The following is a 25,873-nucleotide window of genomic DNA, read 5'->3' as shown; positions in this document are numbered from 1 at the left end:
TGCAACGCAGGGGAGGGCTGGGGTGGGGCGCTCTTCCGCAAACCCCGGCGCCCCCCTCCCAGCCTCCCCCTGCAAGCAGGGGGAGGCGACAAGCATCCGCCACGCCTCCGCTCCCTCCCCTGCAACGCAGGGGAGGGCTGGGGTGGGGTGCTCTTCCGCAAGCCCCGGCCCCCCCCTCCCAGCCTCCCCCTGCAGGCAGGGGGAGGCGACAAGCACTCGCCGCGCCTCCGCTCCCTCCCCTGCAATGCAGGGGAGGGCTGGGGTGGGGTGCTCTTCCGCAAACCCCGGCCACCCCCTCCCAGCCTCCCCCTGCCAGCAGGGGGAGGAGCAAAAAGCTCGGCCGTTGCCTCTCGCTCCTGCTGCTCGCCCTGCCCTGCGGCACCGCCCTCGCCGCACCGCCCGACAACAGCCAGGCCCGCGGCACCTACGACCCCATCCTCGACGCCGTCGTCGCCCGCTATCACCTGCCCGGCATCGCCCTCGGCGTGGTCGAGCACGGCCAGGTGGTCTACGTCGGCACGCGCGGCGAAACCGTCGCCGGCTCGGGACAAAAGATCACCCCGCGCACCCTGTTCAAGATCGCCTCCAACAGCAAGGCGATGACCACCGCCCTGCTCGGCCGGCTGGTGGACCAGGGCAAGCTGCACTGGGACGACCCGGTGACGAAGTACCTGCCGGACTTCCGCATGCACGATCCGTGGGTCACCAAGAACATGCGCGTGGCCGACCTGCTCACCCATTCCAGCGGCCTGCCCGAGGGTGGCGGCGACCTGATGCTGTGGCCGGAGCCGAACGCGTTCACCCGCGCCGACATCATCCACGGCCTGCGCTACATCAAGCCCGGCTACAGCTTCCGCTCGAAGTACCAGTACGACAACCTGCTCTACGTGGTGGCCGGCGAAGTCGCCGCCGCCGCGGGCGGCGCGCCCTACGAGACGCTGATGCACCGCGAGGTGTTCCAGCCGCTGGGGCTCGACCGCTGCCAGGTCGGCCGGTGGAACCGCGACGCGGTGGGCGACGTGGCCGAGCCGCACTACCACGAGGGCACGCGCAACATCCCGATGCGCCAGGACGGCGCAGTGATCCCCGCGATCACCTCCGCCCCCGCCGGCGGCATCCGTTGCGACCTCGACGACATGCTGACCTGGGCACGCAATTGGCTGGCACCCACGCCGGCGCAGCTCAAGTGGCTGTCGGCGGAGCAACGCCGCGTGCTGCAGTCGCCACACATGCTGATCCCGGTGTCCGAACAGCGCCGCGAGTGGGACCACAGCCACGTCATGGCCTACGGCTACGGCTGGCGCATGGCCGACGTGGACGGCACCTGGACGGTGTGGCACACCGGCACGCTGGGCGGCATGTACTCCGAGCTGATGCTGCTGCCCGACCGGCAGGACGGCTTCGTGTTCATGATCAACGGCGAGGCGGACGACGCGCGCACCGTGCTCGGCGAGGTGCTGGTCAAGCACTTCACCGCACCGGGCGACACGCACGGCGTGGCCTGGTATGCCGACGCGCTCGAGCGTGCCGACAGGCAGGCGACGACCCGCGCCGCCGCGCCCGACACCGCCGCCGCCCAGCCGGTCGCGCCCGCCGCCCTGGCGGCCTGGACCGGTCGCTACCGCGACCCCTGGCTCGGCGAGATGACACTGTGCCCGAACAACGGCCGCGTGCACTTCGCCGTCGCCAAGTCGCCCCGGCTCAATGGCGACGTGATGCGCCTGGGCAGCCGCGACCTGGTGCGCTGGACCAACCGCAACGTGGCGCCCGACGCCTGGCTGGACCTGCATCCCGCGCAGGGCGGACAAGCCGCCACGCTGACCATGGCCAAGGTCGATGCGCTGGGCGACTTCAGCTCCGACTACGAGGACCTGCACTTCACCCGCACGGGGGACTGCCCATGACATCCCGCTTCCTGCCCATCGCGCTCTTCGCGCTGGCCTTCGCGCCCCATGCAGTGCACGCCGGACAGGCGCCACAGCTCTCGCCCGCGAAGACCGCGGCACAGGCCGGCCTGGTCGACATCCGCAGCCTGGTGCCCGACATCGCCGAGGACATCAAGTACGCCGGCAGCGACAACTTCGTCGGCCGGCCGGTGCACGGCTACCTCGCGCCGAAGTGCCTGCTGCTGCGCCCGGTCGCCCAGGCGCTGGCGCGGGTCGAGCACGAGCTGCGCGCGCGGCACGAGCGGCTGAAGCTGTGGGACTGCTACCGCCCCGCCCGCGCGGTCGCCGACTTCGTGCACTGGGCGCACGACCTCTCCGACCAGCGCACCAAGCCGCAGCACTATCCGAACCTGGACAAGTCGCAACTGCTCGGCGTCTACATCGCCTCCGTCTCCGGCCACAGCCGCGGCGCCACCGTCGACCTGACCATGGAACGCTGCGCCGCCGACGGCACGCACTGCGCGCCGCTGGACATGGGCACCGGCTTCGACTGGTTCGGCGTGCGCGCCCACACCGACGCGCCCGGGATCAGCGCCGCGCAGCTTGCCAACCGCCACCGCCTGCGCGCGGCGATGGAACGCGAGGGGTTCGAGAACTACACGATGGAATGGTGGCACTACACCCTGTCGCCCGAGCCCGCCCCGCACACGTTGTACGACGTGCCGGTGCAATGATCGCTTCATCACTGCCGTACCCTGCATGCCCGAATCCCTCTCCCGTCGGGAGAGGGTGCCGGCAGGCGGGTGAGGGTACGGGCAAAGCCGGGCGTTGCAGCGATACCGAACCCTCACCCCAACCCCTCTCCCGACGGGAGAGGGGCTAAAGCATCAACGCTCCGGAGAACCGCCATGCGCGTCGCCACAACCCTTGCCTCACTGTTGCTGGTAGCCGGCATCGCCCACGCCTCCACCGCCGACGCCATCCGCAACGCCAACCGCCTGATGCAGAAATACACCGGCGACGTCCCCGGCGCCTCGCTGCTGGTGGTCAAGGACGGCAAGCCGCTGCTCGACCGCGGCTACGGCATGGCCGACCTGGAACACCATGTCGCCGCCACCTCCGCCACCGACTACCGCCTCGCCTCCGTCACCAAGCAGTTCACCGCCGCCGCGATCCTGCTGCTGGCGCAGGACGGCAAGCTGAAGCTCGACGACTCGATCCGCCACTGGCTGCCCTCGCTGCCGGCCTTCACCGACCAGGTGACGCTCAGCGAATTGCTCTGCCACACCGGCGGCCTGCTCGACTACGAGGACCTGATTCCGCCGGGCACCACGAAACAGCTCGACGATGGCGACGTGCTGCGCATGATCGGCGCCACCACGCACGGCTACTTCCCGCCCGGCAGCGCCTACCGCTACAGCAACACCGGCTACGTGCTGCTCGGCCTGGTGGTGGAGAAGGCGTCCGGCCTGCCGCTGCAGGACTTCCTCGCGCGGCGCATCTTCAGGCCGCTGCACATGGACCACACCCTGCTCTACGTGCACGACGCCAAGACCGTGCCCCATCGCGCCTACGGCTACAGCCAGGCGAACGGCCAATGGCAACGCACCGACCAGGACCTGACCAGCGCCACCCGCGGCGACGGCGGCATCTACTCCAGCATCGACGACCTGGCGAAATGGGACGCCGCGCTCTACGACGACCGCCTGCTCAGCGACGCCTCGCGCAAGCTCGCCTTCAGCCCGCACGCGAAGGTCGTGGGCGAGCCGTACCAGGCCGACTACGGCTATGGCTGGCGCATCACCGGCGACACGCTGTGGCACTCGGGCGAAAGCATCGGCTTCCGCAACGTGATCGTGCGCTGGCCGAAGCAGCACCTCACGGTGGTCCTGCTCAGCAACCGCAACAATCCCGAGCCCTACCGCACCGTGCTGGCGATTGCCGAGCCGTTCCTGCGTTGACCATGACCGCCACCCGACCCTCACCGTCATTCCGGCGCAGGCCGGAATCCAGTCAAACGACTCGTGCGAAGCACGCAAAATCGGTTTCGTGTGCTTCGCACGCATGCTTCACTGGATGACCAGACCTTCGTCTGTTGAAAAGCGCCTCCGGCCTGCGCCGGAATGACGAGCAAAAGCCACCCGTGAAGCCCACCGCCATGCGCCAGACACTCCCCACGCCCCGCCTCCTGCGCACCACCGCCCTGCTGCTCGCGCTCGCGCTGCTCGCCGCCTGCGCCCACGCGCCGCCGCGCAACCCGCTGGCGACCTGGGTGCCTTCGCCCAACTACGACATCCGCCGGCCGGTGCTGATCGTGCTGCACTTCACCGACGAGCACTCCGCGCAGGAGGCGCTCGACACCTTGCGCACGCGCAACAGCGGCGGCCCGGTCAGCGCGCACTACCTGATCGGCAGCGACGGCCACGTCTACCAGCTGGTGCCCGACCAGCTGCGCGCCTGGCAGGCCGGCCCGGGCCGCTGGGGCACCATCACCGACCTCAACTCCGCCTCGATCGGCATCGAGCTGGACAACGACGGCCACACGCCGTTCGCCCAGGCGCAGATCGACAGCCTGCTGCGCCTGCTCGCCGACCTCACCACGCGGCTGCACATCCCGCCCACCCAGGTGATCGGCCACGAGGACCTCGCCCCCGGGCGCAAGGACGATCCGGGCCCGTACTTCCCCTGGGCGCAGCTGGCCGCGGCCGGCTTCGGGCGCTGGCCAAGCGGCCCGCTATGCGACCCACCGCCCGGCTTCGACCCGTGGATGGCGATGGCCGTGGTCGGCTACGCGCTGGACGACCGCGCCGCCGTCGTGCGCTCCTTCCACCATCACTTCCGCGGCATGCAGGGCGACACCCTGGACGCGCAGGACCTGCGCATCCTCTACAACCTCGTGCAGCAGATCGAGCCGACGGCCAATACCTGCGCCGCGCCCTCGCCGCCGGCGGATTGAGGTGACGCCGCAAAGGCGTGCAGCGCATACCCACCTCGCGCTCTTGCCTGTCATCCCGGCGCAGGCCGGAGGCGCTTTTCAACAGACGAAGGTCGGGTCATCCAGTGGCGACCACGCCCGTTCAAGCCATACGGCTACTGGATTCCGGCCTGCGCCGGAATGACGACTCGGGCAGTGGTCGCCACCGGCGGAGATGGAGTACCTCGTGCATGCGGCGCGAGCATGGCGCCACTTCACCCGTTCGGCGCTGCCTCAGGGGTGAACCAGCACGCTCGCGGTGTAGCTCTCCACCACCAGGCTGAAAGGCCGGTTGTCCTGCGTGTACAGCAGGGCGCGGTGCTGCAGTACATGGGGCGGGATTGCCAACGGCCGGCTGCTGGCCGGCGGCAATGCCGCGCCGCTGTCCCAGCCCGGCGGCAGCGGCGACCACAGCGGCTCGGCGGAGAGCGTTCGGCGGCGGAAGTGCAGCGGCTGCACCACCTTGCCGAACGGCACGTCGGTGGTGTCGAGCTGCCGGTTCATCGTCGTCGTCAGCCGCGATGGCACGTACCAGTTGTCCGCATCGGAGAGCACCGTGTCGCCGCAGGCCAGTCGGACGCGACGGTAACGCACCGGCTCGTCCGGGCCGATGCCGAGCAGCGCGCGCCCGTCCGGCGGCAGCGGCTTGTCCCTGCCCTGCAGGCGATGCGCCACCACCTTCGCCGGCACCGCAAGGCGATGCGCGCCGCACCAGTGCTCCAGGGTCAGCGTGGCGCTGGGATGGCTCAGCAGCTCGGCGTTGAGCGTCTGCAGCTCGGCCAGCGCCTGGGTGCGGGCGAGCGGCGTGTCCGGCCAGGTGTCGTGCGCGGAGACGGCCGGCGCCAGCGCCAGCGCCACACACACCGCGAGGTTCCGCGGGCCGGCGCTCACAGCCCCTGCGCCGCCTGCGCCACCGCGCGGAACAGCGCGCGGCCCTTGTTCATCGTCTCTTCCCACTCGGCCGCGGGATCGGAATCGTAGACGATGCCGGCGCCGGCCTGCACGTGCAGGCGGCCGTCCTGGATCACCGCGGTGCGGATCGCGATGGCGGTGTCGGCGTCGCCCCACCAGCCGATCCAGCCGATCGCGCCGGCGTAGATGTTGCGCTTGTACGGTTCCAGTTCCTGGATGATCTCCAGCGCGCGGATCTTCGGCGCGCCGCTGAGCGTGCCGGCCGGGAAGGTGGCCTTGAGCACGTCCATGTAGCCGAGCCCCGGCTTCGCGGTGCCCTGCACCTGCGAGACGATGTGCATCACGTGCGAGTAGCGCTCCACCACGAAGGATTCGCTTACCTCCACCGTGCCGGTCTCGCTGATCCGGCCGATGTCGTTGCGGCCCAGGTCGATCAGCATCACGTGCTCGGCGCGTTCCTTCGGATCGGCCAGCAGCTCGGCCTCCAGCGCCTGGTCCTCCGCCTCGGTGGCGCCGCGCTTGCGCGTGCCGGCCAGCGGGCGCACCAGCACTTTGCCGTCCTTGAGACGCGCCAGGATTTCAGGCGAGGAACCGACGATCTGGGTGCCGCCGAGATCGACGAAGTACATGTACGGCGAGGGGTTCAGCGCGCGCAGCGCGCGGTACACGTCCACCGGCCGGGCGTTGAAGCCCACGCTGAGCCGTTGCGATGGCACCACCTGGAAGATGTCGCCGGCGCGGATGTATTCCTTCGCCTTCTCCACCATCGCCTCGAACTCGGCCCGGGTGAAGGAGGACTTGAAGTCGCCCTCGTCCAGCGCGACCGACTGGGTGAGCTGCGGATACGCCGCGCCGCCCTGGCGCAGCCGGTACACCAGCGCATCCAGCCGCCGCTGCGCCTGCGCATAGGCCTGCGGCTGCGACGGGTCGGCGTGCACGATCAGGTACAGCCGCCCCTTGAGGTTGTCGAACACCGCCACTTCCTCGGCCAGCATCAGCAGCACGTCGGGCGTGCCCAGCTCGTCGGCGCGGTCCCATTGCGCGAGGCGCGGCTCGATGTAGCCGATGGTCTCGAAACCGAAATAGCCGACCAGGCCGCCGGTGAAGGCCGGCAGCTCGGGCAGGCGCGGCACGGTGTATTGCGCGCGCAGCCGCTCGATCTCGCCCAGCGGGTCGTCGAGGTGGCGGCGCTCGACGATCTCGCCCGCGTCCTCCACCTCCAGCGCGTGCCCGCGCAGGCGGAACACCCGCTTCGCCGGTAAGCCGATGATCGAATAGCGTCCCCAGGTGGCGCCGCCCTCGACCGACTCGAACAGGAAGGTATACGGCCCGTCGGCCAGCTTCAGGTACACCGACAGCGGCGTGTCGAGGTCGGAGAACACCTCGCGCACCAGCGGGATGCGGGTATGGCCTTGCGCCGCCAGCACATCGAAGTCGTCTCGGGAAATCACGTAGGTGTCCGGATGGCCAAACGGGGGAGCGGCCATTGTAGAGGCAGCGATGGCGGGAATCGAAAGGCGCCGCCGGAGGATCGCCATCGCTGGCGGCGGCTCACCCTGCGCGACATGTGACGCCGAATTGCTTGCCGGAGCCGCCGATCGGTCCGGCCGCTTGGCGACATGGCGCTCCAGGCGTTCCCAATCGACGCCCTCCTCCGTACTCGTCGGCGGATCCGGACCGTGCGCTCACGTACGGCCACTTGCGCCGAAACCTCAAGATCATGCGCTCTTGCCAGCCCCACGGTTTCTGCTACCTTCGCAATTTCGTTCGCCAGTTCGCATTTTTCGACGGCTAGCGAAAATCTTGGGGACAATTGGGGATCCACACATGTGGCACACGTTCTGCCGGACCTTGCTTGCCGGCACCTTGGCAGCAGCCCTGGTTCACGGCCCGGCCCACGCATCGCAGGCCATACCCGTCGAGGAGCTGGCACGCCTGCCGGCACTGCAATCGGTATCCATGAGTCCTGATGGCAAGCACCTGGTCGCCCTGATTCCATCGCCCAGGAATCCCGACGAGACGGCCCTGGCCCTGTGGAACACGGATGCCTTGTCATCCGGACCCAAGGTGGTCACGCCCTCCGGTGACCACATGAAATTCATCGCCGCCGCGGCGCTGAAGGCAGGCAAGATCCTGGCGGTCGCCCGCCAGGAATGGACCGGCGAACTCGGCGGCTGCGGCGAGGGCAAGGTCACGGGGGCAACCCGGACCTTCATGACCAAGGCCTACCTCACGGACGACGACCAGAAGACCTTCGACGAGGCCTTCGCCAGCAACACCCGCAAACTGGGCATCAGCCAGCAGACCCAGACCTGCCTCGAGCTGAGCGGTACCGCCTCGCTGGTCAACATGCTGCCGCTGGACCCGGACAAGGTGATCATCCGGCAGCTGAACGAACTCAGCCTCACCTCCAGCTACTTCCTCTACAACCTCAAGACCAAGGACACGGAACTGCTGTTCCGCGGCGGCGCCCGCGCCACGCCGGCCCTGTTCGACTCGCGCACCGGCAAGGTGCTCGCCAAGACGGAGGTCGTCCCGGTCGATGGCGACTATGAACAGCGGGTCCAGCTGCTGAACGGCAAGTCCGGGCAGTTCGAGCCGCAGGCTCCGCTGACCACCCGACTCTCCGACCGGCATACGGTGGACATCGCCGGCATCGACGACGCCACCGGCAAGTACTACGTGCTGACTGACCAGTTCTCGGACAAGGTCCAGGCTCGCCTGTACGACCCGACCCAGCACAAGTACGACCCGGAACCCGTCGTCGCCGACAAGGACTATTCCATCGGCGCGCTGCTGTTCAGCACCCGGCGCAGCAACTTCAACCAGGTGGTCGGCTTCGTCGTCGACGGGCCGTACCGCCAGACGATCTATGTCGACCCGACGCTGAAGGCGATACAGGACGGCATCAAGAATGCGTTCCCGGGCCAGCAGGTCGCGATTTCCGACTACACGGACGACTTTTCAACCGTGCTGTTCAGTACCGGGAGCGCCAGCACCCCGACGGCCTATCACCTGCTGCATGACAGGAAGGTCGTGAGCCTGGGCAGCACGCGCCCCTGGCTCGCGAAGGGCCTGACGGGTGACGAGCGCTGGGTGAGCTACACGGCGCGCGATGGCCTCGAAATCCCCGCGATCCTCGACCTGCCGGCCGGCTGGAAGAAAGGCGACGCGCCGGCTCCGGCGGTCGTCATGCCCCACGGCGGTCCCTGGGCGCGCGACTACCTGGGCTGGGACGTCTCCGGCTGGGTGCCTCTGCTTACCTCGCGCGGCTACGCGGTGCTCCGTCCGCAGTATCGGGGTTCCGAAGGACTCGGGCGTCGCCTGTGGCTCGCGGGCGACAAGCAGTGGGGCCTGAAAATGTCCGACGACAACGACGACGGCGCCGCCTGGCTGATTGCGCAGGGCATCGCGGACAAGGACCGCATCGCCATCTTCGGCTACTCCTACGGCGGCTTCGCCGCAATCGCCGCCGACGTCCGTTCGCCCTCCCCGTTCAAGTGCGCGATCGCCGGCGCGCCGGTGGCCAACCTCGGGCGGCTGGGCACCTCGTGGAGCGACAACCGCCTGCAACGCATCCTGCAGGGACAGACGGTGAAGGGCATGGACCCAATGCAGAACACCGCCAAGGCCCACCTGCCCATCATGCTGTTCGGCGGCGACCGCGACGTGCGCGTGCCCCCCTTCCATCCGCGCGATTTCTACAAGGCCGTGAAGGACATCGTCCCGGCCCAGTACCACGTGATCGCGGACATGCCGCACAGCATGCCGTGGTACCCGCGCCAGCAACGGGAAACCCTCGAGCTGATCGCGAATTACCTCGACAAGGACTGCGGGCTCGCCCGCCATTGACGGAGCGCTTTCGCCTATTCGAAAAATATTGCGACCAAGGCAGGGTGCCGCTACATTCACTGAACCGTAACAAAATACGGTAGCAAACATTTGCGTTTCACTAGGGGAGGGAAAATCCATGAGCAAGTTCGTGCAACGCGGGCTTCAGCGCCTGCCGCTGGCCATCGCCGTGGTGGCCGCACTGCAGGTCATGCCTGCTTTCGCGCAGGATCAATCGCCTGCTGGCGCGTCCGGGAGCCAGACGACCAGCAATACCAATGCGTCGAAGACGACCGACAAGGACAAGGCCAAGCAGCTTGAAACGGTCACCGTAACCGGCTCCCTGCTGAAGCGCCCGGAATACGAGACGACCTCGCCGGTGCAAGTGATCGACATCAAGACCAGTGTTGCCGCCGGTCAGTTCGACACTGCCGACATACTGATGACCACGGCCGCCGCAGCCGGCTCCACGCAGATCAACGGCCAGTTCGGCGGCTATGTCATCGAGGGCGGCACCGGCGTGCAGTCAGTCAACCTGCGCGGCCTGGGCGCCAGCCGTACCCTTGTACTGCTCGATAGCCAGCGCCCTGGACCGGCGGGAACGCGCGGCCAGGTCGGCGCGTTCGACCTCAACGTGATTCCCCAGGTCATTCTTTCGCGCATCGAGATCGTGAAGGACGGCTCGTCCTCGATCTACGGTTCGGACGCGCTGGCCGGCGTGGTCAACCTGATCACCAAGAAGAGGATGGATCGCCCGGAGATGACGGTGGCCACCAGCCTTCCGGAACACGGCGGCGGTGAGCAGTACACCTTCTCCTTCGGCAACGGTTGGAACTTCGACAGCGGCAGCGTCGTGGCCGCGGTGCAGTTCGACAAGCTCAAGGCACTGCAAGTGGGCGACCGCGACTTTCTTAAATGCAACCAGGACATGGTCTGGGGCAAGGACGGCCAGCGCATTGACCGCGCCGATCACTCCATTCTGCAAGGCTCCGGCCTGGCGGGCTGCAACAATCTGTACGCAAACACGATCATCAAGTACCTCGATTCCAGGGTCCGCTACGTTCCCTCGAAGGACGGCAGCACTGTCGGGCCGTTCCATGGCTACCACCCGCGTCCGTACCCCACACCCACTTACGCGAACGGCGGCCAGGCCTATTACGAGGATGTGTTGAACTATCCGTTCTACGGCGAGAGCGACGCCATCAGCGCGCGCCAACGTGTCAGCGCATACGCCGCCACCGACTTCAGCTTCGGCAGCGTGAACTGGAAGACGCAATGGCTGCTCAATCATCGCACCAGCCAGACTCACTCGTACCGGCAGTTCTTCCCGCTGGTCTCCGATGGCCCCCTCAAGAGCGACTATTCCAATCTCTACCAGCCCATCATGCCGTTCCTGGACAAGGGCACGGAGTCGGTCAACTATCTGTACGGCACCACCAAGCTGGAAGGCCTGTTCACGTCCACCGACAGCTGGTCGTGGGAAATCAACGCTGGCTACAGCCGTTCCAGCGGCGACTATCGCCATCTGGACATCGATACCGCCAAGACCGGTGATCTGAGCTACGCGGACTCCGGCGATCCCCTCGTCAACTACTTCGATCCGGACTATCTGAGCGGCGCCCGGATGCGCGACCTGATCAACACCATCGGCGTATGGAACGAAGGCAGTACGGTGTACACGCAGGCCACCATCAATGCCGTGGCCACCGGCAACCTGTTCACCCTGCCGGCAGGTGACGTCAGCGCCGCATTCGGCGCCGAATACCGCCATTCCATGATCGACGACAAGCCGGGCGAACTGACCACCACAGGCATGGTGTGGGGATATTCCTCAGCACAGCGCACCCACGGCACCGACAACGTCAAGGAAATCTTCAGCGAAATCGACGTGCCCCTGCTGAAGGGACTGCCGGCGGTGGAATCCCTGTCGGTCAACCTGTCCGGCCGCCTGTTCAAGTACGGCAGCGTGGATGGCCACGACGGCGTGTGGAAGACCGGCCTGAACTGGCAGGTCACCCCCACCTTCCGCCTGCGCGGCACGCTGGGCACCTCCTACCGTGCACCTAGCCTGTATGAACAGTACCTGGGCGACCAGACCGGCTATGCGTCGCAGACCAGCATCGATCCTTGCGTCTTGTGGGGCGAGAGCACCAACGATCGCATCCGCGCGCATTGCGCCGCCGCCGGCATCCCCGATGACTACTCCGCAAGCGGAGGTTCGAGCGCGACCATCCATACCATCGGCAACCACGGCAGCGTCAAGCCGGAAACCTCGCGCGCCAAGACCGTAGGCTTCGTGTGGACGCCGTCCTTCGCCAACCTGAACCTCGCGCTGGACTACTTCGACTATCGGGTACGTGGCGAGATCACGTACCTGGGCGCGAGCGACATCATCGGCGGCTGCTACGGTTCGGCAGTCTACCCGAACATGTTCTGCGATCAGTTCAAGCGCAACCCCGCTGACGATCCCGGCAATCCGTTCATGATCACGGACATCTACAGCCGGTACATCAACATCAACAGCGAGCGCACGCGCGGCTACGACCTGCAGATCAACTACGATCGCGATTTCTCGTTCGGCAAGCTGTCGGCCGATGCGCAGGTGACCTACACCATGGAAGACACCACCCTGCTGTTCAGCAGCGCGGAGGCCAGCGGCTTCACCAAGGAGAATCAGGTGGGCTACATCGGCCGCCCCAAGACGGTAGGCATCGCCGATGTCAGCCTGAAGCGCGGCGACTGGACCTTCGCCTGGCAGGGCCGCTACGTCAGCACCACGATCAACAGGGACCTGGATCGCACCTTCACCTACTCGGGCTACAAGGGTGCAGCACGCGACATCAAGGCCGGGTGGCAGTTCCTGCACAACGTCTCCGCCACCTACGAGAAGGGTAACTGGGGCGTGATGCTCGGCGTGCGCAACCTGTTCGACAAGCAGCCGGACCTGATCTCGGCCACCGCAGGCACCACCATCGGCAATACGCCGCTGTACGCCTCGCAGTACGACTGGTACGGTCGCACGTTCTTCGGTCGACTGAACTACAAGTTCTGATCGCGGGACAGGAGCCTGTACGGAGAAAGAGGCGGCCTTGTGCCGCCTCTTTCTTTGAGTCGATGCATCGCGGCGCCGACCGATCGGTTCGATGCAACCCATTGACGAGTGCGCCAAGCCCGGAGCGGGGTCAACCCAGCCGCTGCCGCGGCATCCCGCGCAGGCGCAGACTGAAGGCCACGCCGCTGCCGTCATCCAGGTTGCGCGCGGCAGCCACGCCACGGTGGCGTTCGGCCACCAGCCGCACCACGTACAGACCCAGGCCCAGGTGCGGCGCGTCGCCCGGGGTGGCCTTGTCGCGCAGGCTCACCAGCGAGTCGAACAGCCGGCCCTGCATCGCCGCGGGCAGTGGCGGGCCCTGGTTGGCGAGCTCGATCTCGGCGCCGCCCTCCACGGCATGCAGGCTCAGCCGCAGCCAGCCGTCGGGCGGTGTGAACGAGAGCGCGTTGTCGAACAGCTTGTCCAGCGCCTGCGCGATCGGCTCGGGCGCGCAGTGCAGGCGCAGCGGCGCCTCGGGCAGCACGCATTCCAGCCGGCGGCTGCCGGCCAGCGGCCGGTAGGCCTCGGCGCAGCCGCGCACCACCTCGCGCAGGTCCACGTCCTCGGGTTCGGCGGCAGCGATGGCGCGTTCCATCCGGCTGGATTCGCTCATCGCGCGCACCAGCGCGCCCAACCGCGCGGTGCCGTCGCGGGCGCGCGCCAGGTAGGGCTGGGCCGCGGGCGGCAAACCGGCGTGTTCCAGGTTGTCCAGCGAGGATTTCACGATCGCCAGCGGCGTGTTCAGCTCGTGCGAGAGCTTGGAGGCCAGGGTGCGCAGGTAGTCGGTATAGCCGCCCACCACCTCGAACAGCCGCGCGAAGCTGCGCGCCAGGTCGCCGATCTCGTCCTCGGCGTCCGCCATCGGGAAATGGCTTCCGAGCAGGTGGCCGTCCAGGCGCCCGTCGTCGAGTTGCGCGCGCTCGGCGGCGTCGCGCAGCCGCCCCAGCCGCAGGCTCAGCCGGGTGGCGAAGGCGAACAGCACGATGCCGGCCGCCAGCAGCACGCCGAAACTGGTCAGCAGCAGGCCGAACAGCGCGCGGTTGGCCAGCAGCGGCACGGCCCGGCTGGCCTGCTGCAGCAGCAGTACGCCGGAGGGATGCCGTGGCGCGCCGATCGGCACCGCCGCGGTCAGCACCACGGTGCCACGCTGCTCGCCCCAGCGCCACACAGTGGCAGGCGTGCCGGCGCGCGCCTTCAGCACCTCGGGCAGATCCAGCCGCGGCGCCTGCTCGGCCCACGGCTCGGCGTCCTGCAGCCGGTCGGCCAGCAGCGAGCGGTAGACCAGCGAGGCGAACCAGCCCGGCTGGCGTCCGCCACTGCCCAGCCTCCCGCTCTGCGCCAGCAGCCAGCCGCCCGGCGCCAGCACGCGCACGTGCATGTTGTCGGGCGCGAGCCGGGCCAGCTCGTGCGACAGCGCATCGGAGTAACGCAGCAGCGGCCGCACGTCGGCGGCGAGCGGATCGCCGCCGGCCAGGCCGTCGTACACGCCCACGCCCAGGCGGTCCAGCGCCAGCGCGGGCGACAGGCGCAGTTCGACGCGGTAGCCGCTGCCGTCTTCCTGCCACCAGGCGTCGATGCGGTCCGGCAGGCCGGGCACCGGGGCGTCCAGTGGAAGCGCCTCGAGCGGACCGGGCGCGGCGCTGGCGATCAGGTAGCGGCGCTGGCCCGCGGCATTGCCCAGCAGCAGGATCAGGTGATCGGCATGCAGCGCACCGGGGTCGTCGGCATCGGCGCGGGTACGTCGCGCGCAGCGGATGTCGGCGTAGAGGTAGAAACCGTTCGCGTCGCTGGCCAGCAGCAGCTTGCCGCGCGTGCCCAGCGGCTGGCTCCACGGCGTCATCGGCGCCCAGTCGTCGCCGTAGCCGTCGATGGTGATCGGGTTCACCGCGGGCTGCACGTACCAGCCGTCGCCGGCGGCGGGCAGCGGCGCGCCGATGGCGACCAGGCTGCGCGCCACTGCGCGCGCCGAGGCGACCAGCGCCTGCGCCTGCCCCTCGCGCAGCAGGGTCTCCATCTGCCGCACGTACAGCCAGCCGGCCACCGGCAGCGCCAGCGTGCACAGCGCGACCAGCAGCAACTTGCGGCGCAGGGTCATCGGCGCTTCGCGGCGGGCGGCGATATGTCGCGCCGGTAGCGCGTGGCCACCGCCACGCGCATGAAGTCGTCCAGCAGCGGGCGCATCGCGGGATCGTCGTCGTCGAAGCTCATCGACCAGCTCAGGCGGATACCGCTGGCCTGGCCGGGATCGCAGAACGCGACCACGTCGTCGACATGGTCGCTGCCCTGGTACACCGTGGCGCGACACGGCATTGCCGCGTGCGGGATGGCGAAGCTGCGCAGCTTTGCGGCCGGGTCGCGCTGCAGATAGCGCCTGCGGTCGGCGTCCAGCTCGGCGTCCAGCGTGGGCAATGTGCGCGGCCACACGTTGAGCACCATCACCCGCTGCGGCTTGCCGCTCCACTCGCCCTGGTAGAGCACCGCGTCCACCCCGATGGCGCGGGCATAGGTACAGCAATCGCGCGTCCAGCCGGCGGGCGTGGCCACGGCGATGGCCCAGGCCGGCGCATCGCCGTCGCGCGCGCCGCGCGCCAGCACGTCGCCGGACGTGCCGGCGGCCGCGGATGCGGCGAAGGCGGCCAGCGCCAGCGCGACCCAGCCCGCAGCGCGACGCCTCACGGCTTCCACCGGTAACCCACGCCGTGCACGGTCTCGATGGCGTCGAACTCCGGCGCCACCGCGATGAACTTCTTGCGGATGCGCTTGATGTGCGAGGTGATGGTGGCGTCGTCCACCACCAGCTCGGCCTCGCGCATCAGCTGGTCGCGGTTCTTCACGTGGCCGGGGAAGCGCACCAGGGTGTGCACCATCCAGAACTCGGTGACGGTGAGCGGCACCTCGGCATCGTTCCAGCTGACGCGCATGCGCTCGGATTCCAGCTTCAGCGGGCCGTGCTCGATCACCGTCTCGCTGCTGGCCGGCGCCTTCATCGATTCGATGCGCCGGAACAGCGCGGCGATGCGCGCGGCGAGCTGGTGCAGGCTGGTGTCCTTGCTGAGGTAGTCGTCGGCGCCCAGGCGCAGGCCGGAGATGACGTCGAAGTCCGAGTCGCGCGCGGTGAGGAAGATGATCGGCAGCGTGGGCGACTTCGCGCGCAGCTCGCGGCACAGGTCGAAGCCGCCCTCCGGCTCGTCGCCCAGGCCGATGTCGATGATCACCAATTCCGGCAGCCGCGCGCCGAACGCGCTGGAGGCCTCCTGCCGCGAGCCGTAGCCGCGCGTGTCATAGCCGAAGCGGTTCAGCGCTTCGACGTAGTTGGCGCGGATCAGGGGTTCGTCTTCGACGATGGCGATGCTGCGGCCCATGGCGGCGTTCCTGTATGACGTTGGCGCGCAGCGTGCTATGCGGCCCGCCCGGGCGCAAGCCGCGCACCGGCCCTGCCCGCATTTTGCCCGATCCCGTCGCCGCTTCGCCCGGCCGCGGTCGCCGGACCGACCGCCCGTGGGCGCCTGATAGGCACCATGCCGCACAGGACGCCCCGATGAACGCCGACCACCCCGACCCCAACGCCGAACTGCACCACTTCGAGCCATTGCGCGTGGCGCTGGCGCTGGGCGCCCTGCTGCTGGCCCTGTTGCTGATGCTGTAGCCCGCCGATTCATGGTTGCCGTGGAAGGCGCAGGCGCGGCGGCGTGCAGGGAGGCACGCCGCCGCGACCAGGGACGACGGTCCCGCGCCACTACATCCCCCGGCTCTTCACGGCTTTCCCGCCGTTCCTTCATCCCCTCCCCGCGCGGAGGGGATTTTTTATCCGCTCGGGAACCAAACGCCGGAAGGCCTGTCCGATCCTGTGGCAGGCGCGCTTCCATGGCCGTGGAACGCGCCGCCGCGGGCGCTGGCCTGAGCCTCCACGACCGCGGCGACGCAGCGCCTGCCGATGGTGCTCTCCTCAAGCGTCCCTGACGCGTTTTGCTCCCGGCGCGGCCCCCGCCCCGCCGGGATTTTTATGCCCGCTCAGCCCCGCGCGCGATGGCCGCGCGCATCGCGGCGATTTCGGCGGCGTAGTCGGCCGCGCCGAAGATCGCCGAGCCGGCCACGAAGGTATCGGCGCCAGCAGCGGCGATCGCGCCGATGTTGTCCGCGTTCACGCCGCCGTCGATCTCCAGGCGCACGTCCAGGCCGCGTTCGTCGATCATGCGGCGCACGCGGCGCAGCTTCTCCAGCGCCATCGGGATGAACGTCTGCCCGCCGAAGCCGGGGTTCACCGACATGATCAGCACCAGATCGAGCTTGTCCAGCACGTAGTCGAGGCAGTCCAGCGAAGTGGCCGGGTTGAACACCAGGCCGGCCTGGCAGCCGGAATCCCGGATCAGGCCGATGGTGCGGTCCACGTGCTCGCTGGCCTCCGGGTGGAAGCTGACCAGGCTGGCGCCGGCCCTGGCGAAGTCCGGCGCGATGCGGTCCACCGGCTTCACCATCAGGTGCACGTCGATCGGCGCGGTGATGCCGTAGCCGCGCAGCGCCTTCAGCACCATCGGGCCCATGGTGAGGTTGGGTACGTAGTGGTTGTCCATCACGTCGAAGTGCACCCAGTCGCCGCCCGCGGCCAGCACGGCGGCGGTGTCCTCGCCAAGGCGCGCGAAGTCGGCGGAGAGGATGGAGGGGGCAATGACGGGGGTCTGCTTGCTCATGGCGGGGACCTGTGTCGTTTTGTCTGAGCCGTTCGCCCCGAGCGTAGCGCAGCGAAGTCGAAGGGCTGGTGGGCAACCCTTCGACCTCGGCCCTGCGGGCCTGCGCTCAGGGCGAGCGATGTGGATGGCGCGCTTGGCACGGGCACCGGCTACTTGAAGCCTTTCTCGGCCTTGATGCGCTCGTAGGCCGCGTTGATCTCGCTGGCGCGGGCCTCGGCGCGCCTGCGCATCTCCTCGGGCAGGTCGCCGAGGCGGTCGGGGTGGTGCTCGGAGATCAGCTTGCGGTACGCGCGCTTCACGGCGCGGTCGTCGGCGTCGCGGGTGATGCCCAGCACGGCGTAGGGATCGGGCCCCTGCGTGTTGCGCGTGGGCGGCACGTAGCCTCCGCCCGCACCCGGCCCGCGGCCACGCGAGCCGGCGTTCCACACGTAGCCCTTCATCGCCATCAGCGCCATCAGCTCCATGTCGCTGACGCGCAGCGCGAAGGCGAGCTGGCGCAGGATCGCCATCTTCTCCGGCGAGGGGTTGCCCTCGGCCAGCACGGTCTCGATCACCACGTCCAGCACCGGGAAGGCGTGGTCGCGGCGCAGGCCGACCCACTGGCGCAGTTCGTTGATCGTGGGCGTGACGTCGAACTCGGGTTGCTTGCCACGGTTGAAGCTGGCCACCGCCTGCTGGCGCTGCTCGGCGCCGAGGCCCATGCGCGCCATCATGCGCTCGGCCACGGCGATCTCCGCCTCGGAGACGCGCCCGTCGGACTTGGCCACCGCGCCCAGCAGGGCGAACAGCGGCACCACGAAGCCGCCCGCCTCCGGCGTGGCGGCGCGGCGCTGGCTGAAGCGCAGGTTGTCCAGCACGAAGCCGACGATGCCGCCCACCGCCGCGCCGACGAAGCCGTGGCCCAGCAGCAGGCCGGCCAGCGCAAACCAGATCGTGTAGGTGTAGCTCACGGCTGCGCCCCCGCCGCGGCGCGCGGCGCCTGCGCGCTGTACCACCGCGCCAGCGCGTCGAGGTCCACCGGGCTCATCGGGCCCACGGCGGCGCGCATTACCGGCACGTCGCGACGGCCGTCGCGGTAGTCCGCCAGCGCCTTGCGCAGGTAGTCCAGGCGCTGCCCGGCCAGATTCGGGGCGCCCGGCACGCGGGCCATGCCGTCCTCGCCGTGACAGGCGGCGCACAGGCCCAGCCGGGCGGGTTTCGCCGGGGAGGCGGCCATGGCCGGCAGTGCGAACGCCAGGCTCAGGGCGACGATGGATACGGTTCGCATCGGCAGCAGGATGGGCGGCAAAGCGGCGATTCTAGCAGCGCCGTCCCGCGCCGCGGGCGCCGCCGCCGCGGCACTTGGCCGCTACAATGGATGCTTCCCCGCCGTCCCCGGAGCGCCCGTGCCCACCACCCTGCTGCAAGCCGACCTGCCCGGCCTCGACCTGATCCACCGCGGCAAGGTGCGCGACGTCTACGCGCTGGACGACCGCCGCCTGCTGATCGTCGCCACCGACCGTCTGTCCGCGTTCGATGTGGTGCTGCCCGACCCGATCCCCGGCAAGGGCGAGATGCTCACGCAGATCTCCAATTTCTGGTTCGGCCAGACCGCCCACCTGATGCCCAACCACCTGCTCGACGTGCCGCTGGCCGAGGTGCTGCCGGCCGGCGTCGACCCTGCGCCGTACGCGAAGCGCGCGGTGGTGACGCGGCGGCTGAAGCCGGTGCCGGTGGAAGCGATCGCGCGCGGCTACCTGATCGGTTCGGGCTGGAAGGACTACCGGCGCACCGGCGCGGTCTGCGGCATCGCCCTGCCCGCGGGCCTCGAGCAGGCGCAACAGCTGCCGGAACCGATCTTCACGCCCTCGACCAAGGCCGCGGTGGGCGACCACGACGAGAACGTCAGCTTCGACGCGGTGGCGAACGCGGTGGGCCGCGAGCTGGCCGGCCAGGTGCGCGACGCCACCCTGGCGATCTACCGCTGGGCCGCCGGCTACGCGGCCGGGCGCGGCATCATCCTCGCCGACACCAAGCTGGAGTTCGGCACCGACACGGACGGCAAACTGTACGTGATGGACGAGATGCTCACGCCCGACTCCTCGCGCTACTGGCCGGCCGACCAGTACCGGGTGGGGATCAGCCCGCCCAGCTACGACAAACAGTTCGTGCGCGACTACCTGGAGACGCTGGACTGGAACAAGCGGGCGCCCGGCCCGGCGATTCCCGCCGAGGTGATCGCGCGCACCCGCGCCAAGTACGCCGAGGCGCTGGAACGGCTCGCCGGCATCCGACTGGATTGACGACGCGATGAACGCCTGGCTGTCGCTCGCCGTCGCCATCCTCGCCGAGGTGATCGGCACCAGCGCGCTGAAGGCGAGCGAAGGCTTCAGCCGGCTCTGGCCCAGCGTGCTGGTGGTCGCCGGCTACGCCACCGCGTTCTACTTCCTCAGCCTTACCCTGCGGCGGATGCCGGTGGGCATCGCCTACGCGGTGTGGTCGGGCGCGGGCACGGTGCTGATCGCGCTGATCGGCGCGGTGGCGTTCCGGCAGAAGATCGATCTGGCCGGCGGCATCGGCATCGCGCTGATCGTCGCTGGCGTCCTGGTGCTGAACCTGCTATCCAGGGGCGGCGCCCACTGACGGCCCACGGGGAGGCTTCCATGCGCAGCATGCAGGACTGGCTCGACAGCTACAGCAACGACCACCGGAACCCGGTCAACCAGCGCCTCCACTGGCTGTGCGTGCCGCCCATCGTATGGGCGGTGATCGCGCTGCTGTGGACGGTCCCAGTGCCGCCCGCCTACCTCAAGCCCGGCGCCTGGGCGGTGCTGGCGATGGTGCTGGCGTTCTACTGGTACTGGCGCCGCTCGCACCGGCTGGCGGCGGGGCTGCTGGTCGCCTTCGCCGTGCTGGGCCTGGTCACGCACCTGCTGTACGGCGCGCTCGGCCCCGCCCACCTGCGCTGGCTCGCGGTGGCAGTGTTCGTGGTCGCCTGGATCGGCCAGTTCATCGGCCACCACTACGAAGGGCGCCGCCCCAGCTTCCTCACCGACCTGTCCTACCTGCTGGTCGGCCCGGCCTGGCTGATGGAGAAACTGCTGCGCAAGCTGGGCTTCAAGGCCTCCGCATGACCGCCGGCCTGCTCACCCTGCTCAGCAGCCTGGTCTGGTGGGTGCTCTACAGCTCCATCGGCGCGCTGTTCTGCGCGCTGATCGCCTGGGTGGTGCTGCGCTGGTGCGAGCACGGGCCGCCGGTGTTCAACCGCGTCTACCTGGCCTGCCTGCTGTGGACCCTGGCCGGCGCGTTGATGGTGGGCGGCGTGGCGATCCACGAAGGGCACGTGGCGCCGCCCTACGGCGCGCTGCTCGCCTCAGGCGCGCTGCGGCTGGCGCTGGTGGCCGACATGCTGCTCGGCGTCGTGCTGCTGTGGCGACTGATCCCGCGCTACGACGCGCGGCGGATCCGCCCGGCGAGTGCGTGCCTGGCGGTGGCGGCGGTGATGGCGGTGGCGTTCGGCGCGGCCACTTCGCTCGGGATGACCTGAAATCCCTTGCCCTTGCACGAAAGAAGCGGGCCGCCATGGCCCGCCTCTCTCGTGGCGATAGGCCGTTGTTCAGCCGGCGACGCGCTTCACCGCATCGACCACGTTGGCCACGGTGATGCCGAAGTAGTCGAACAGCTGATCGGCCGGGGCGGAGGCGCCGAAGGTGGTCATGCCGACCACCTCGCCGTCCAGGCCCACGTACTTGCGCCAGAAGTCGACGTACGCCGCCTCCACCGCCACGCGCGCGCGGCACCAGCCGGGCAGCACGCCTTCGCGGTATTCCAGCGGCTGGGCGTCGAACGCCTCGGTGCACGGCATCGACACCACGCGCACCGGCACGTTCTGCTGGGCCAGCGTGCGCGCGGCCTCCATCGCCAGTTCCACCTCGGAGCCGGTGGCGATCAGGATCGCCTTGAACTTCGCATCGGCCGGATCGGACAGCACGTAGGCACCGCGCGCGATGCCGGCCACCTGCTCGCTGCTGCGCTGCTGGTGCTTCAGCGCCTGGCGCGAGAACACCAGGCAGGAGGGTCCGTCCTTGCGCTCGATCGCCACCTTCCACGCCACCGCCGATTCCACCGCGTCGCACGGGCGCCACACGCGGTTGTTGGGGATGTAGCGCAGGCTGGCCAGGTGCTCGACCGGCTGGTGGGTGGGGCCGTCCTCGCCCAGGCCGATCGAGTCGTGGGTGTAGACGTGGATCGAATGCGCGGGGATCAGCGCGCTCATGCGCACCGCGTTGCGCGCGTAGTCGGAGAACACCAGGAAGGTGGCGTCGTACGGAATGAAGCCGCCATGCAGGGCCAGGCCGGTGCCGATCGCGGTCATGCCGAACTCGCGCACGCCGGAGTGGATGTAGTTGGCGTCGGGGCTGGCCTCGGTCACGCTGACCGAGCCCTTCCAGAGGGTGAGGTTGGAACCGGCCAGGTCGGCCGAGCCGCCGATCAGCTCGGGCAGCAGCGGGCCGAACGCGTTCAGCGTCATCTGCGAGGCCTTGCGGCTGGCCACGTCCGGGCCCTCGGCCTGCAGCTTCTCGACGTAGGCTTGCGACTTTTCCGCCCAGTCGGCGGGCAGCTCGGCAGCCAGGCGGCGCTTCAGCTCCGCGGCCAGCTCCGGATGCGCCTTGGCGTAGTCGGCGAACAGCGCGTTCCATTCGGCCTCACGCTTCGCGCCGGCTTCCTTCGCATCCCAGCCGGCGTAGATCTCGGCGGGGATCTCGAACGGGGGATAGCGCCAGTCGAGCATGTCGCGCGCGGCGGCGACTTCGCTCTTGCCCAGCGCCGCACCATGGCTGGACTCCTTGCCTTCCTTGTTCGGCGCGCCGAAGCCGATGATGGTCTTGCAGATCACCAGGCTCGGCTTGCCGGTCTCGGCCTTGGCGGCGGCCAGCGCGGCCTTGATCTTCTCCGCATCATGGCCGTCCACGCCGCGCACCACATGCCAGCCGCAGGCCTCGAAGCGCGCCGCCGTATCGTCGGTGAACCAGCCCGGCACCTCGCCGTCGATGGAGATGTTGTTGTCGTCGTAGACCAGGGTGAGCTTGCCCAGCTTCCAGGTGCCGGCCAGCGAGATCGCCTCCTGCGAGATGCCTTCCATCAGGCAGCCGTCGCCGCAGAACACCCAGGTGTGGTGGTCGACGATGTCGAAGCCCGGCCGGTTGAAGCGCTCGCCCAGCACCTTCTCGGCCAGCGCGAAGCCCACGCCGTTGGCGATGCCCTGGCCCAGCGGGCCGGTGGTGGTTTCCACGCCCACCGTCTCGTGCGCCTCGGGGTGGCCCGGGGTCTTCGAATGCAGCTGGCGGAAGCGCTTCAGCTCGCTCATCGGCAGGTCGTAGCCGGTGAGGTGCAGCAGCGCGTACTGCAGCATCGAGCCGTGGCCGTTGGAGAGCATGAAGCGGTCGCGGTTGAACCAGTGCGGGTTGGCCGGGTTGTGGCGGTGGAAATCGTTCCACAGCACCTCGGCGATGTCGGCCATGCCCATCGGCATGCCCGGATGACCGGAATTGGCCGCTTCCACGGCATCCATGGCGAGGGCTCGCACGGCATTGGCGAGTTGGCGGCGGGTGGTCATGGGAATCTCCGGGAACTGTCGGGACAAGACGCGCATTGTCGCCGATACGACATGAGCATGTCGCCATGCAAACGTGACTTAACCCGGCCTTAATTCTATACCGTCTGGTATTGAAACCCTTCAGGCCCGCTTCGATCTAATGGTCCGGCGTCGCAGGACGGCGCGGCCGCGGCATCCCCTTTCCCCAAGGCGCCGCGGGCACATCAAAAACAAGAGGATCACCCCATGAACAAGACTTTGCTTGCCCTTGCCCTGGCCGCCGGTGCGGCGGCCGTTCCCGCCGCGTTCGCCCAGGACGCCACCCACACCGCCCAGCAGGGCTGGTACCTCAGCGCCGACGCGGGCTACGCCCACGTGAACCAGGGCCACTACGACGATGGCGCGGCCGCCGGCGGCGTGAAGGGCGGCTACCGCTTCGCGATCAACCCGGAGACCTCGCTGGGCGTGGAGGTGGGCTACCAGTACCTCGGCCGCGTCAAGGCCGCGGGCGCCTACAACGGCCTGCCGGGCACCAAGTCCAAGTTGCGCGGCAGCACCGCCGGCCTCGACCTGCGCTACAACTTCAGCCCGAGCTGGTACGGCGAGCTGCGCGGCGGCGCCTTCTACGCCCAGGCCGAGGGCCTGACGCAGGGCGACAACCCCGAATTCCGCCATCTCGAGAAGACCAAGTACTACGCCGGCGCAGGCGTGGGCGTGAACTTCAGCCCGAACTGGAGCATGGGCCTGAACTACGACTACTACGGCGCCTCCGGCAAGGGTCTGAAGCTCGACCCGAGCGTGTACACGGTGTCGGCGGAATACCGCTTCTGAGCTGGAACGGCTTTTCGACCGCACGGAACGGGCGCCCGGACGGCGCCCGTTTCTTCAATGATTACAACAAGTCGCATGCAACCAGATTTTTCTTATTAATCGATACTTAATAATTTTTTCTGCCTGGTTGAATCTTCGGCTCCGCCCTTCATCTAAGAAAACGTGCCCCGCCATTTCCCCACCGGCGAGGCTCCGGCACCGGCCCCTTTCCCCATGCGCCCGGTCGCCGTCCAGTCAATAACAGGAGACACTCCATGAAAAAGTCGCTGCTCGCCCTCGCTTTCGCCACCGCCGGCCTGATGGCCGTGCCGGCCGTCTTCGCGCAGAGCGCGCCGACCACCGGCAACGGCGGCTGGTTCGTCAACGGCAATGTCGGCCGCACCTCCATCGACAAGGGCCCGTACGACGGCCATGACACCGGCTACGCCATCAATGGCGGCTATCGCTGGGCGGTGAACCCGTCGGTGGCGCTGGGCGTCGAGGCCGGCTACAACGACCTCGGCAACATCCATGCCAAGAACATCTTCAACAGCAAGCCGGTCGTCGAGCGCGGCAAGAGCCAGCTGCACGGCTGGACCGCCGGCGTGAACGGTCACTTCAACCTCAGCCCGAACTGGTACGTCAGCGCGCGCACCGGCATCTACGGCTGGAAGGGCCACGGCCTGAGCAACAACGACCTGCCCACCCGCCACAGTCTGGACGACACCAGCTGGTACGCCGGCGCGGGCGTCGGCTACGACTTCAGCAACAACGTCAGCGTCGGCCTGAACTACGACTACTACGACGCCAAGAAGCACAGCGTGGACCTGAGCACCGACATGGTCTCGGTCAGCGCCGAATACCGCTTCTGATCGAAACGGCACAGGCCGGAAACGGGAACGGGCGCCGCGAGGCGCCCGTTTTTCGTGCGGAGGCGGGAGCGGTGGCTTACTTGCCGTTCCACTGACCCAGCGCGGCCAGGCCGTTGTCCCGGGCGCGCGCGTGCACGGTCTTCTGCGCCTCGGCGTAGTTGGCCTTCATGTCCTTGGCCCACAGCTTCAGCGCGGCCTGCTGCATGGCGCGGCCGTAGGAGAACGACAGCGGCCACGGGTGCGGGCCCATGCGGTTCATCGCGTTGAGGTGGGCGGTGGACTGCTCGTCGGTCTGGCCGCCGGAGAGGAACACGATGCCCGGCAGCGAGGCCGGCACGCAGGTCTTCAGCACGCGCACGGTGGCCTCGGCCACTTCCTCGACGCCGGCCTGCTCGTCGCAGTCCTTGCCCGGGATCACCATGCTGACCTTGAGGATGGTGCCTTCCAGCATCACGTTCTGCTCGTACAGCGAGTTGAACAGGCTGCGCAGCACGGCCTCGTGCACTTCGTAGCTGACCTCGATGCTGTGGTCGCCGTCCATGATCACCTCCGGCTCGACCATCGGCACCAGGCCGGCTTCCTGGCACAGCGCGGCGTAGCGCGCCAGCGCGTGGCAGTTGGCCTCGATCGCGGTGGAGCTGGGGTTGTCCTCGGAAATGTTGATCACCGCACGCCACTTGGCGAACTGCGCGCCCAGCTTCGCGTATTCCTGCAGGCGCTCGCGCAGCCCGTCCAGGCCCTCGGTGACCACGTCGCCGGGGAAGCCGGCCAGCGGCACCGGGCCCTTGTCCACCTTGATGCCGGGGATGATGCCGGCCTTCTTCATCACTTCGGTGAACGGCACGCCGTCCCGGGTCTTCTGGCGGATCGTCTCGTCGTACAGGATCGCGCCGGAGATGTGCTCGTTGAGGCCCGGCGTGGTGAGCAGCAGCTCGCGGTAGGCGCGGCGGTTCTCCTCGTTGTTCTCGATGCCGACCGCCTCGAAGCGCTTCCTGATGGTGTTGGTCGACTCGTCGATGGCGATGATGCCCTTGCCGGGCGCAACCATCGCCAGGGCGATGCTTTCGAGATCTTCGATACTCATGACGACTCCGCGAAACGGTGGCGGCCACGGCCGCGCAGGGTGGATACCGCCCGGAGAACGGGCCGGCAAGGCTGGAAGCCGCGCATTGTAGCGGGAACGCCTTGCGCCGGCACGGCGGCGCGCCGGACGCGGCGGGCACCGGGAAATCCC

The 25,873-nt window shown here is 68.8% G+C and carries 22 protein-coding genes; 12 read left to right on the top strand and 10 right to left on the bottom strand.

The window, feature by feature from the left end:
* Nucleotides 1-356: 356 nt before the first annotated feature.
* The 4 genes from QMK61_RS06525 to QMK61_RS06510 all read left to right on the top strand — a co-directional run bounded on the left by QMK61_RS06525 (nt 357) and on the right by QMK61_RS06510 (nt 4,842).
* Nucleotides 357-1,904: a serine hydrolase domain-containing protein gene (locus tag QMK61_RS06525; protein WP_345783621.1), complete on the top strand. Its 1,548-nt coding sequence runs from the start codon at nt 357-359 to the stop codon at nt 1,902-1,904.
* The gene (locus QMK61_RS06520) at nt 1,901-2,620 is read left to right on the top strand and encodes a M15 family metallopeptidase (RefSeq protein ID WP_302071307.1); all 720 of its coding nucleotides are present in this window, start codon (nt 1,901-1,903) and stop codon (nt 2,618-2,620) included. Before QMK61_RS06525 ends, QMK61_RS06520 begins: the two co-directional genes overlap by 4 nt.
* A gap of 174 nt (nt 2,621-2,794) precedes the next feature.
* On the top strand, nt 2,795-3,847 hold the full coding sequence (locus QMK61_RS06515) for a serine hydrolase domain-containing protein (RefSeq protein WP_302071306.1): 1,053 nt from the start codon (nt 2,795-2,797) through the stop codon (nt 3,845-3,847).
* Between the two features lie 197 nt (nt 3,848-4,044).
* Complete coding sequence (locus QMK61_RS06510) at nt 4,045-4,842, top strand: N-acetylmuramoyl-L-alanine amidase (protein WP_302071305.1); 798 nt, start codon at nt 4,045-4,047, stop codon at nt 4,840-4,842.
* Between the two features lie 252 nt (nt 4,843-5,094).
* Here the strand turns inward: QMK61_RS06510 and QMK61_RS06505 are convergent, their stop codons facing one another.
* Both QMK61_RS06505 and trpE read right to left on the bottom strand, forming a co-directional pair.
* Entirely contained in the window at nt 5,095-5,751 is a 657-nt protein-coding gene (locus QMK61_RS06505; RefSeq protein WP_302071304.1) for a hypothetical protein, read from the bottom strand.
* Complete coding sequence (gene trpE / locus QMK61_RS06500; RefSeq protein WP_302071303.1) at nt 5,748-7,223, bottom strand: anthranilate synthase component I; 1,476 nt, start codon at nt 7,221-7,223, stop codon at nt 5,748-5,750. Before trpE ends, QMK61_RS06505 begins: the two co-directional genes overlap by 4 nt.
* 376 nt (nt 7,224-7,599) lie before the next feature.
* Between trpE and QMK61_RS06495 the strand changes: the two genes are divergently transcribed.
* Nucleotides 7,600-9,624, top strand: a complete 2,025-nt coding sequence (locus tag QMK61_RS06495; protein ID WP_302071302.1) for a prolyl oligopeptidase family serine peptidase — start codon at nt 7,600-7,602, stop codon at nt 9,622-9,624.
* 118 nt (nt 9,625-9,742) lie between these two features.
* A complete protein-coding gene (locus QMK61_RS06490) occupies nt 9,743-12,655 on the top strand; it encodes a TonB-dependent receptor (protein ID WP_302071300.1) in 2,913 nt (970 codons plus the stop codon).
* A 130-nt stretch (nt 12,656-12,785) separates the two neighbouring features.
* Here the strand turns inward: QMK61_RS06490 and QMK61_RS06485 are convergent, their stop codons facing one another.
* From QMK61_RS06485 to QMK61_RS06460, 6 genes are all read right to left on the bottom strand, one after another.
* Nucleotides 12,786-14,789 carry an ATP-binding protein gene (locus QMK61_RS06485; RefSeq protein WP_302071299.1) on the bottom strand — a complete coding sequence of 668 codons (2,004 nt, stop codon included), beginning with the start codon at nt 14,787-14,789 and terminating at the stop codon, nt 12,786-12,788.
* Entirely contained in the window at nt 14,786-15,379 is a 594-nt protein-coding gene (locus QMK61_RS06480) for a hypothetical protein (protein WP_302071298.1), read from the bottom strand. The genes QMK61_RS06485 and QMK61_RS06480 overlap by 4 nt, the downstream gene beginning before the upstream one ends.
* Nucleotides 15,367-16,056: a proteobacterial dedicated sortase system response regulator gene (gene pdsR / locus QMK61_RS06475; protein ID WP_302071297.1), complete on the bottom strand. Its 690-nt coding sequence runs from the start codon at nt 16,054-16,056 to the stop codon at nt 15,367-15,369. The genes QMK61_RS06480 and pdsR overlap by 13 nt, the downstream gene beginning before the upstream one ends.
* Nucleotides 16,057-16,695: 639 nt before the next feature.
* On the bottom strand, nt 16,696-17,382 hold the full coding sequence (rpe, locus tag QMK61_RS06470) for a ribulose-phosphate 3-epimerase (RefSeq protein WP_302071296.1): 687 nt from the start codon (nt 17,380-17,382) through the stop codon (nt 16,696-16,698).
* 149 nt (nt 17,383-17,531) lie between these two features.
* The gene (gene djlA / locus QMK61_RS06465; protein WP_302071295.1) at nt 17,532-18,332 is read right to left on the bottom strand and encodes a co-chaperone DjlA; all 801 of its coding nucleotides are present in this window, start codon (nt 18,330-18,332) and stop codon (nt 17,532-17,534) included.
* A complete protein-coding gene (locus tag QMK61_RS06460) occupies nt 18,329-18,649 on the bottom strand; it encodes a c-type cytochrome (RefSeq protein WP_302071294.1) in 321 nt (106 codons plus the stop codon). Before QMK61_RS06460 ends, djlA begins: the two co-directional genes overlap by 4 nt.
* 118 nt (nt 18,650-18,767) lie before the next feature.
* Between QMK61_RS06460 and QMK61_RS06455 the strand changes: the two genes are divergently transcribed.
* From QMK61_RS06455 to QMK61_RS06440, 4 genes are read left to right on the top strand one after another with little or no spacing between them, the layout of a single operon-like run.
* Nucleotides 18,768-19,664 carry a phosphoribosylaminoimidazolesuccinocarboxamide synthase gene (locus QMK61_RS06455; protein ID WP_302071293.1) on the top strand — a complete coding sequence of 299 codons (897 nt, stop codon included), beginning with the start codon at nt 18,768-18,770 and terminating at the stop codon, nt 19,662-19,664.
* Nucleotides 19,665-19,671: 7 nt separating this feature from the next.
* Nucleotides 19,672-20,004, top strand: coding sequence for an SMR family transporter (locus tag QMK61_RS06450; RefSeq protein WP_302071292.1), 333 nt, complete (start codon nt 19,672-19,674; stop codon nt 20,002-20,004).
* A 20-nt stretch (nt 20,005-20,024) separates the two neighbouring features.
* Nucleotides 20,025-20,495: an Mpo1-like protein gene (locus QMK61_RS06445; RefSeq protein WP_302071291.1), complete on the top strand. Its 471-nt coding sequence runs from the start codon at nt 20,025-20,027 to the stop codon at nt 20,493-20,495.
* Nucleotides 20,492-20,908 carry a hypothetical protein gene (locus tag QMK61_RS06440; RefSeq protein ID WP_302071290.1) on the top strand — a complete coding sequence of 139 codons (417 nt, stop codon included), beginning with the start codon at nt 20,492-20,494 and terminating at the stop codon, nt 20,906-20,908. The genes QMK61_RS06445 and QMK61_RS06440 overlap by 4 nt, the downstream gene beginning before the upstream one ends.
* Nucleotides 20,909-20,977: 69 nt before the next feature.
* Here the strand turns inward: QMK61_RS06440 and tkt are convergent, their stop codons facing one another.
* Nucleotides 20,978-22,978: a transketolase gene (gene tkt / locus QMK61_RS06435; RefSeq protein WP_302071289.1), complete on the bottom strand. Its 2,001-nt coding sequence runs from the start codon at nt 22,976-22,978 to the stop codon at nt 20,978-20,980.
* Between the two features lie 225 nt (nt 22,979-23,203).
* Between tkt and QMK61_RS06430 the strand changes: the two genes are divergently transcribed.
* Nucleotides 23,204-23,788, top strand: coding sequence for an outer membrane beta-barrel protein (locus tag QMK61_RS06430; protein WP_302071288.1), 585 nt, complete (start codon nt 23,204-23,206; stop codon nt 23,786-23,788).
* Between the two features lie 254 nt (nt 23,789-24,042).
* Nucleotides 24,043-24,639 carry a porin family protein gene (locus QMK61_RS06425; protein ID WP_302071287.1) on the top strand — a complete coding sequence of 199 codons (597 nt, stop codon included), beginning with the start codon at nt 24,043-24,045 and terminating at the stop codon, nt 24,637-24,639.
* Between the two features lie 76 nt (nt 24,640-24,715).
* Here QMK61_RS06425 and QMK61_RS06420 read toward each other — a convergent pair whose 3' ends face one another.
* A complete protein-coding gene (locus QMK61_RS06420; protein WP_302071286.1) occupies nt 24,716-25,723 on the bottom strand; it encodes a class I fructose-bisphosphate aldolase in 1,008 nt (335 codons plus the stop codon).
* Nucleotides 25,724-25,873 lie beyond the last annotated feature (150 nt).

The sequence above is a fragment of the Fulvimonas sp. R45 genome (genome assembly GCF_030504985.1).
Taxonomy (GTDB): domain Bacteria; phylum Pseudomonadota; class Gammaproteobacteria; order Xanthomonadales; family Rhodanobacteraceae; genus Rhodanobacter_A.
Note: the sequence above shows the minus strand (reverse complement) of the source record. Positions and strands in the feature narration are given on the sequence as shown.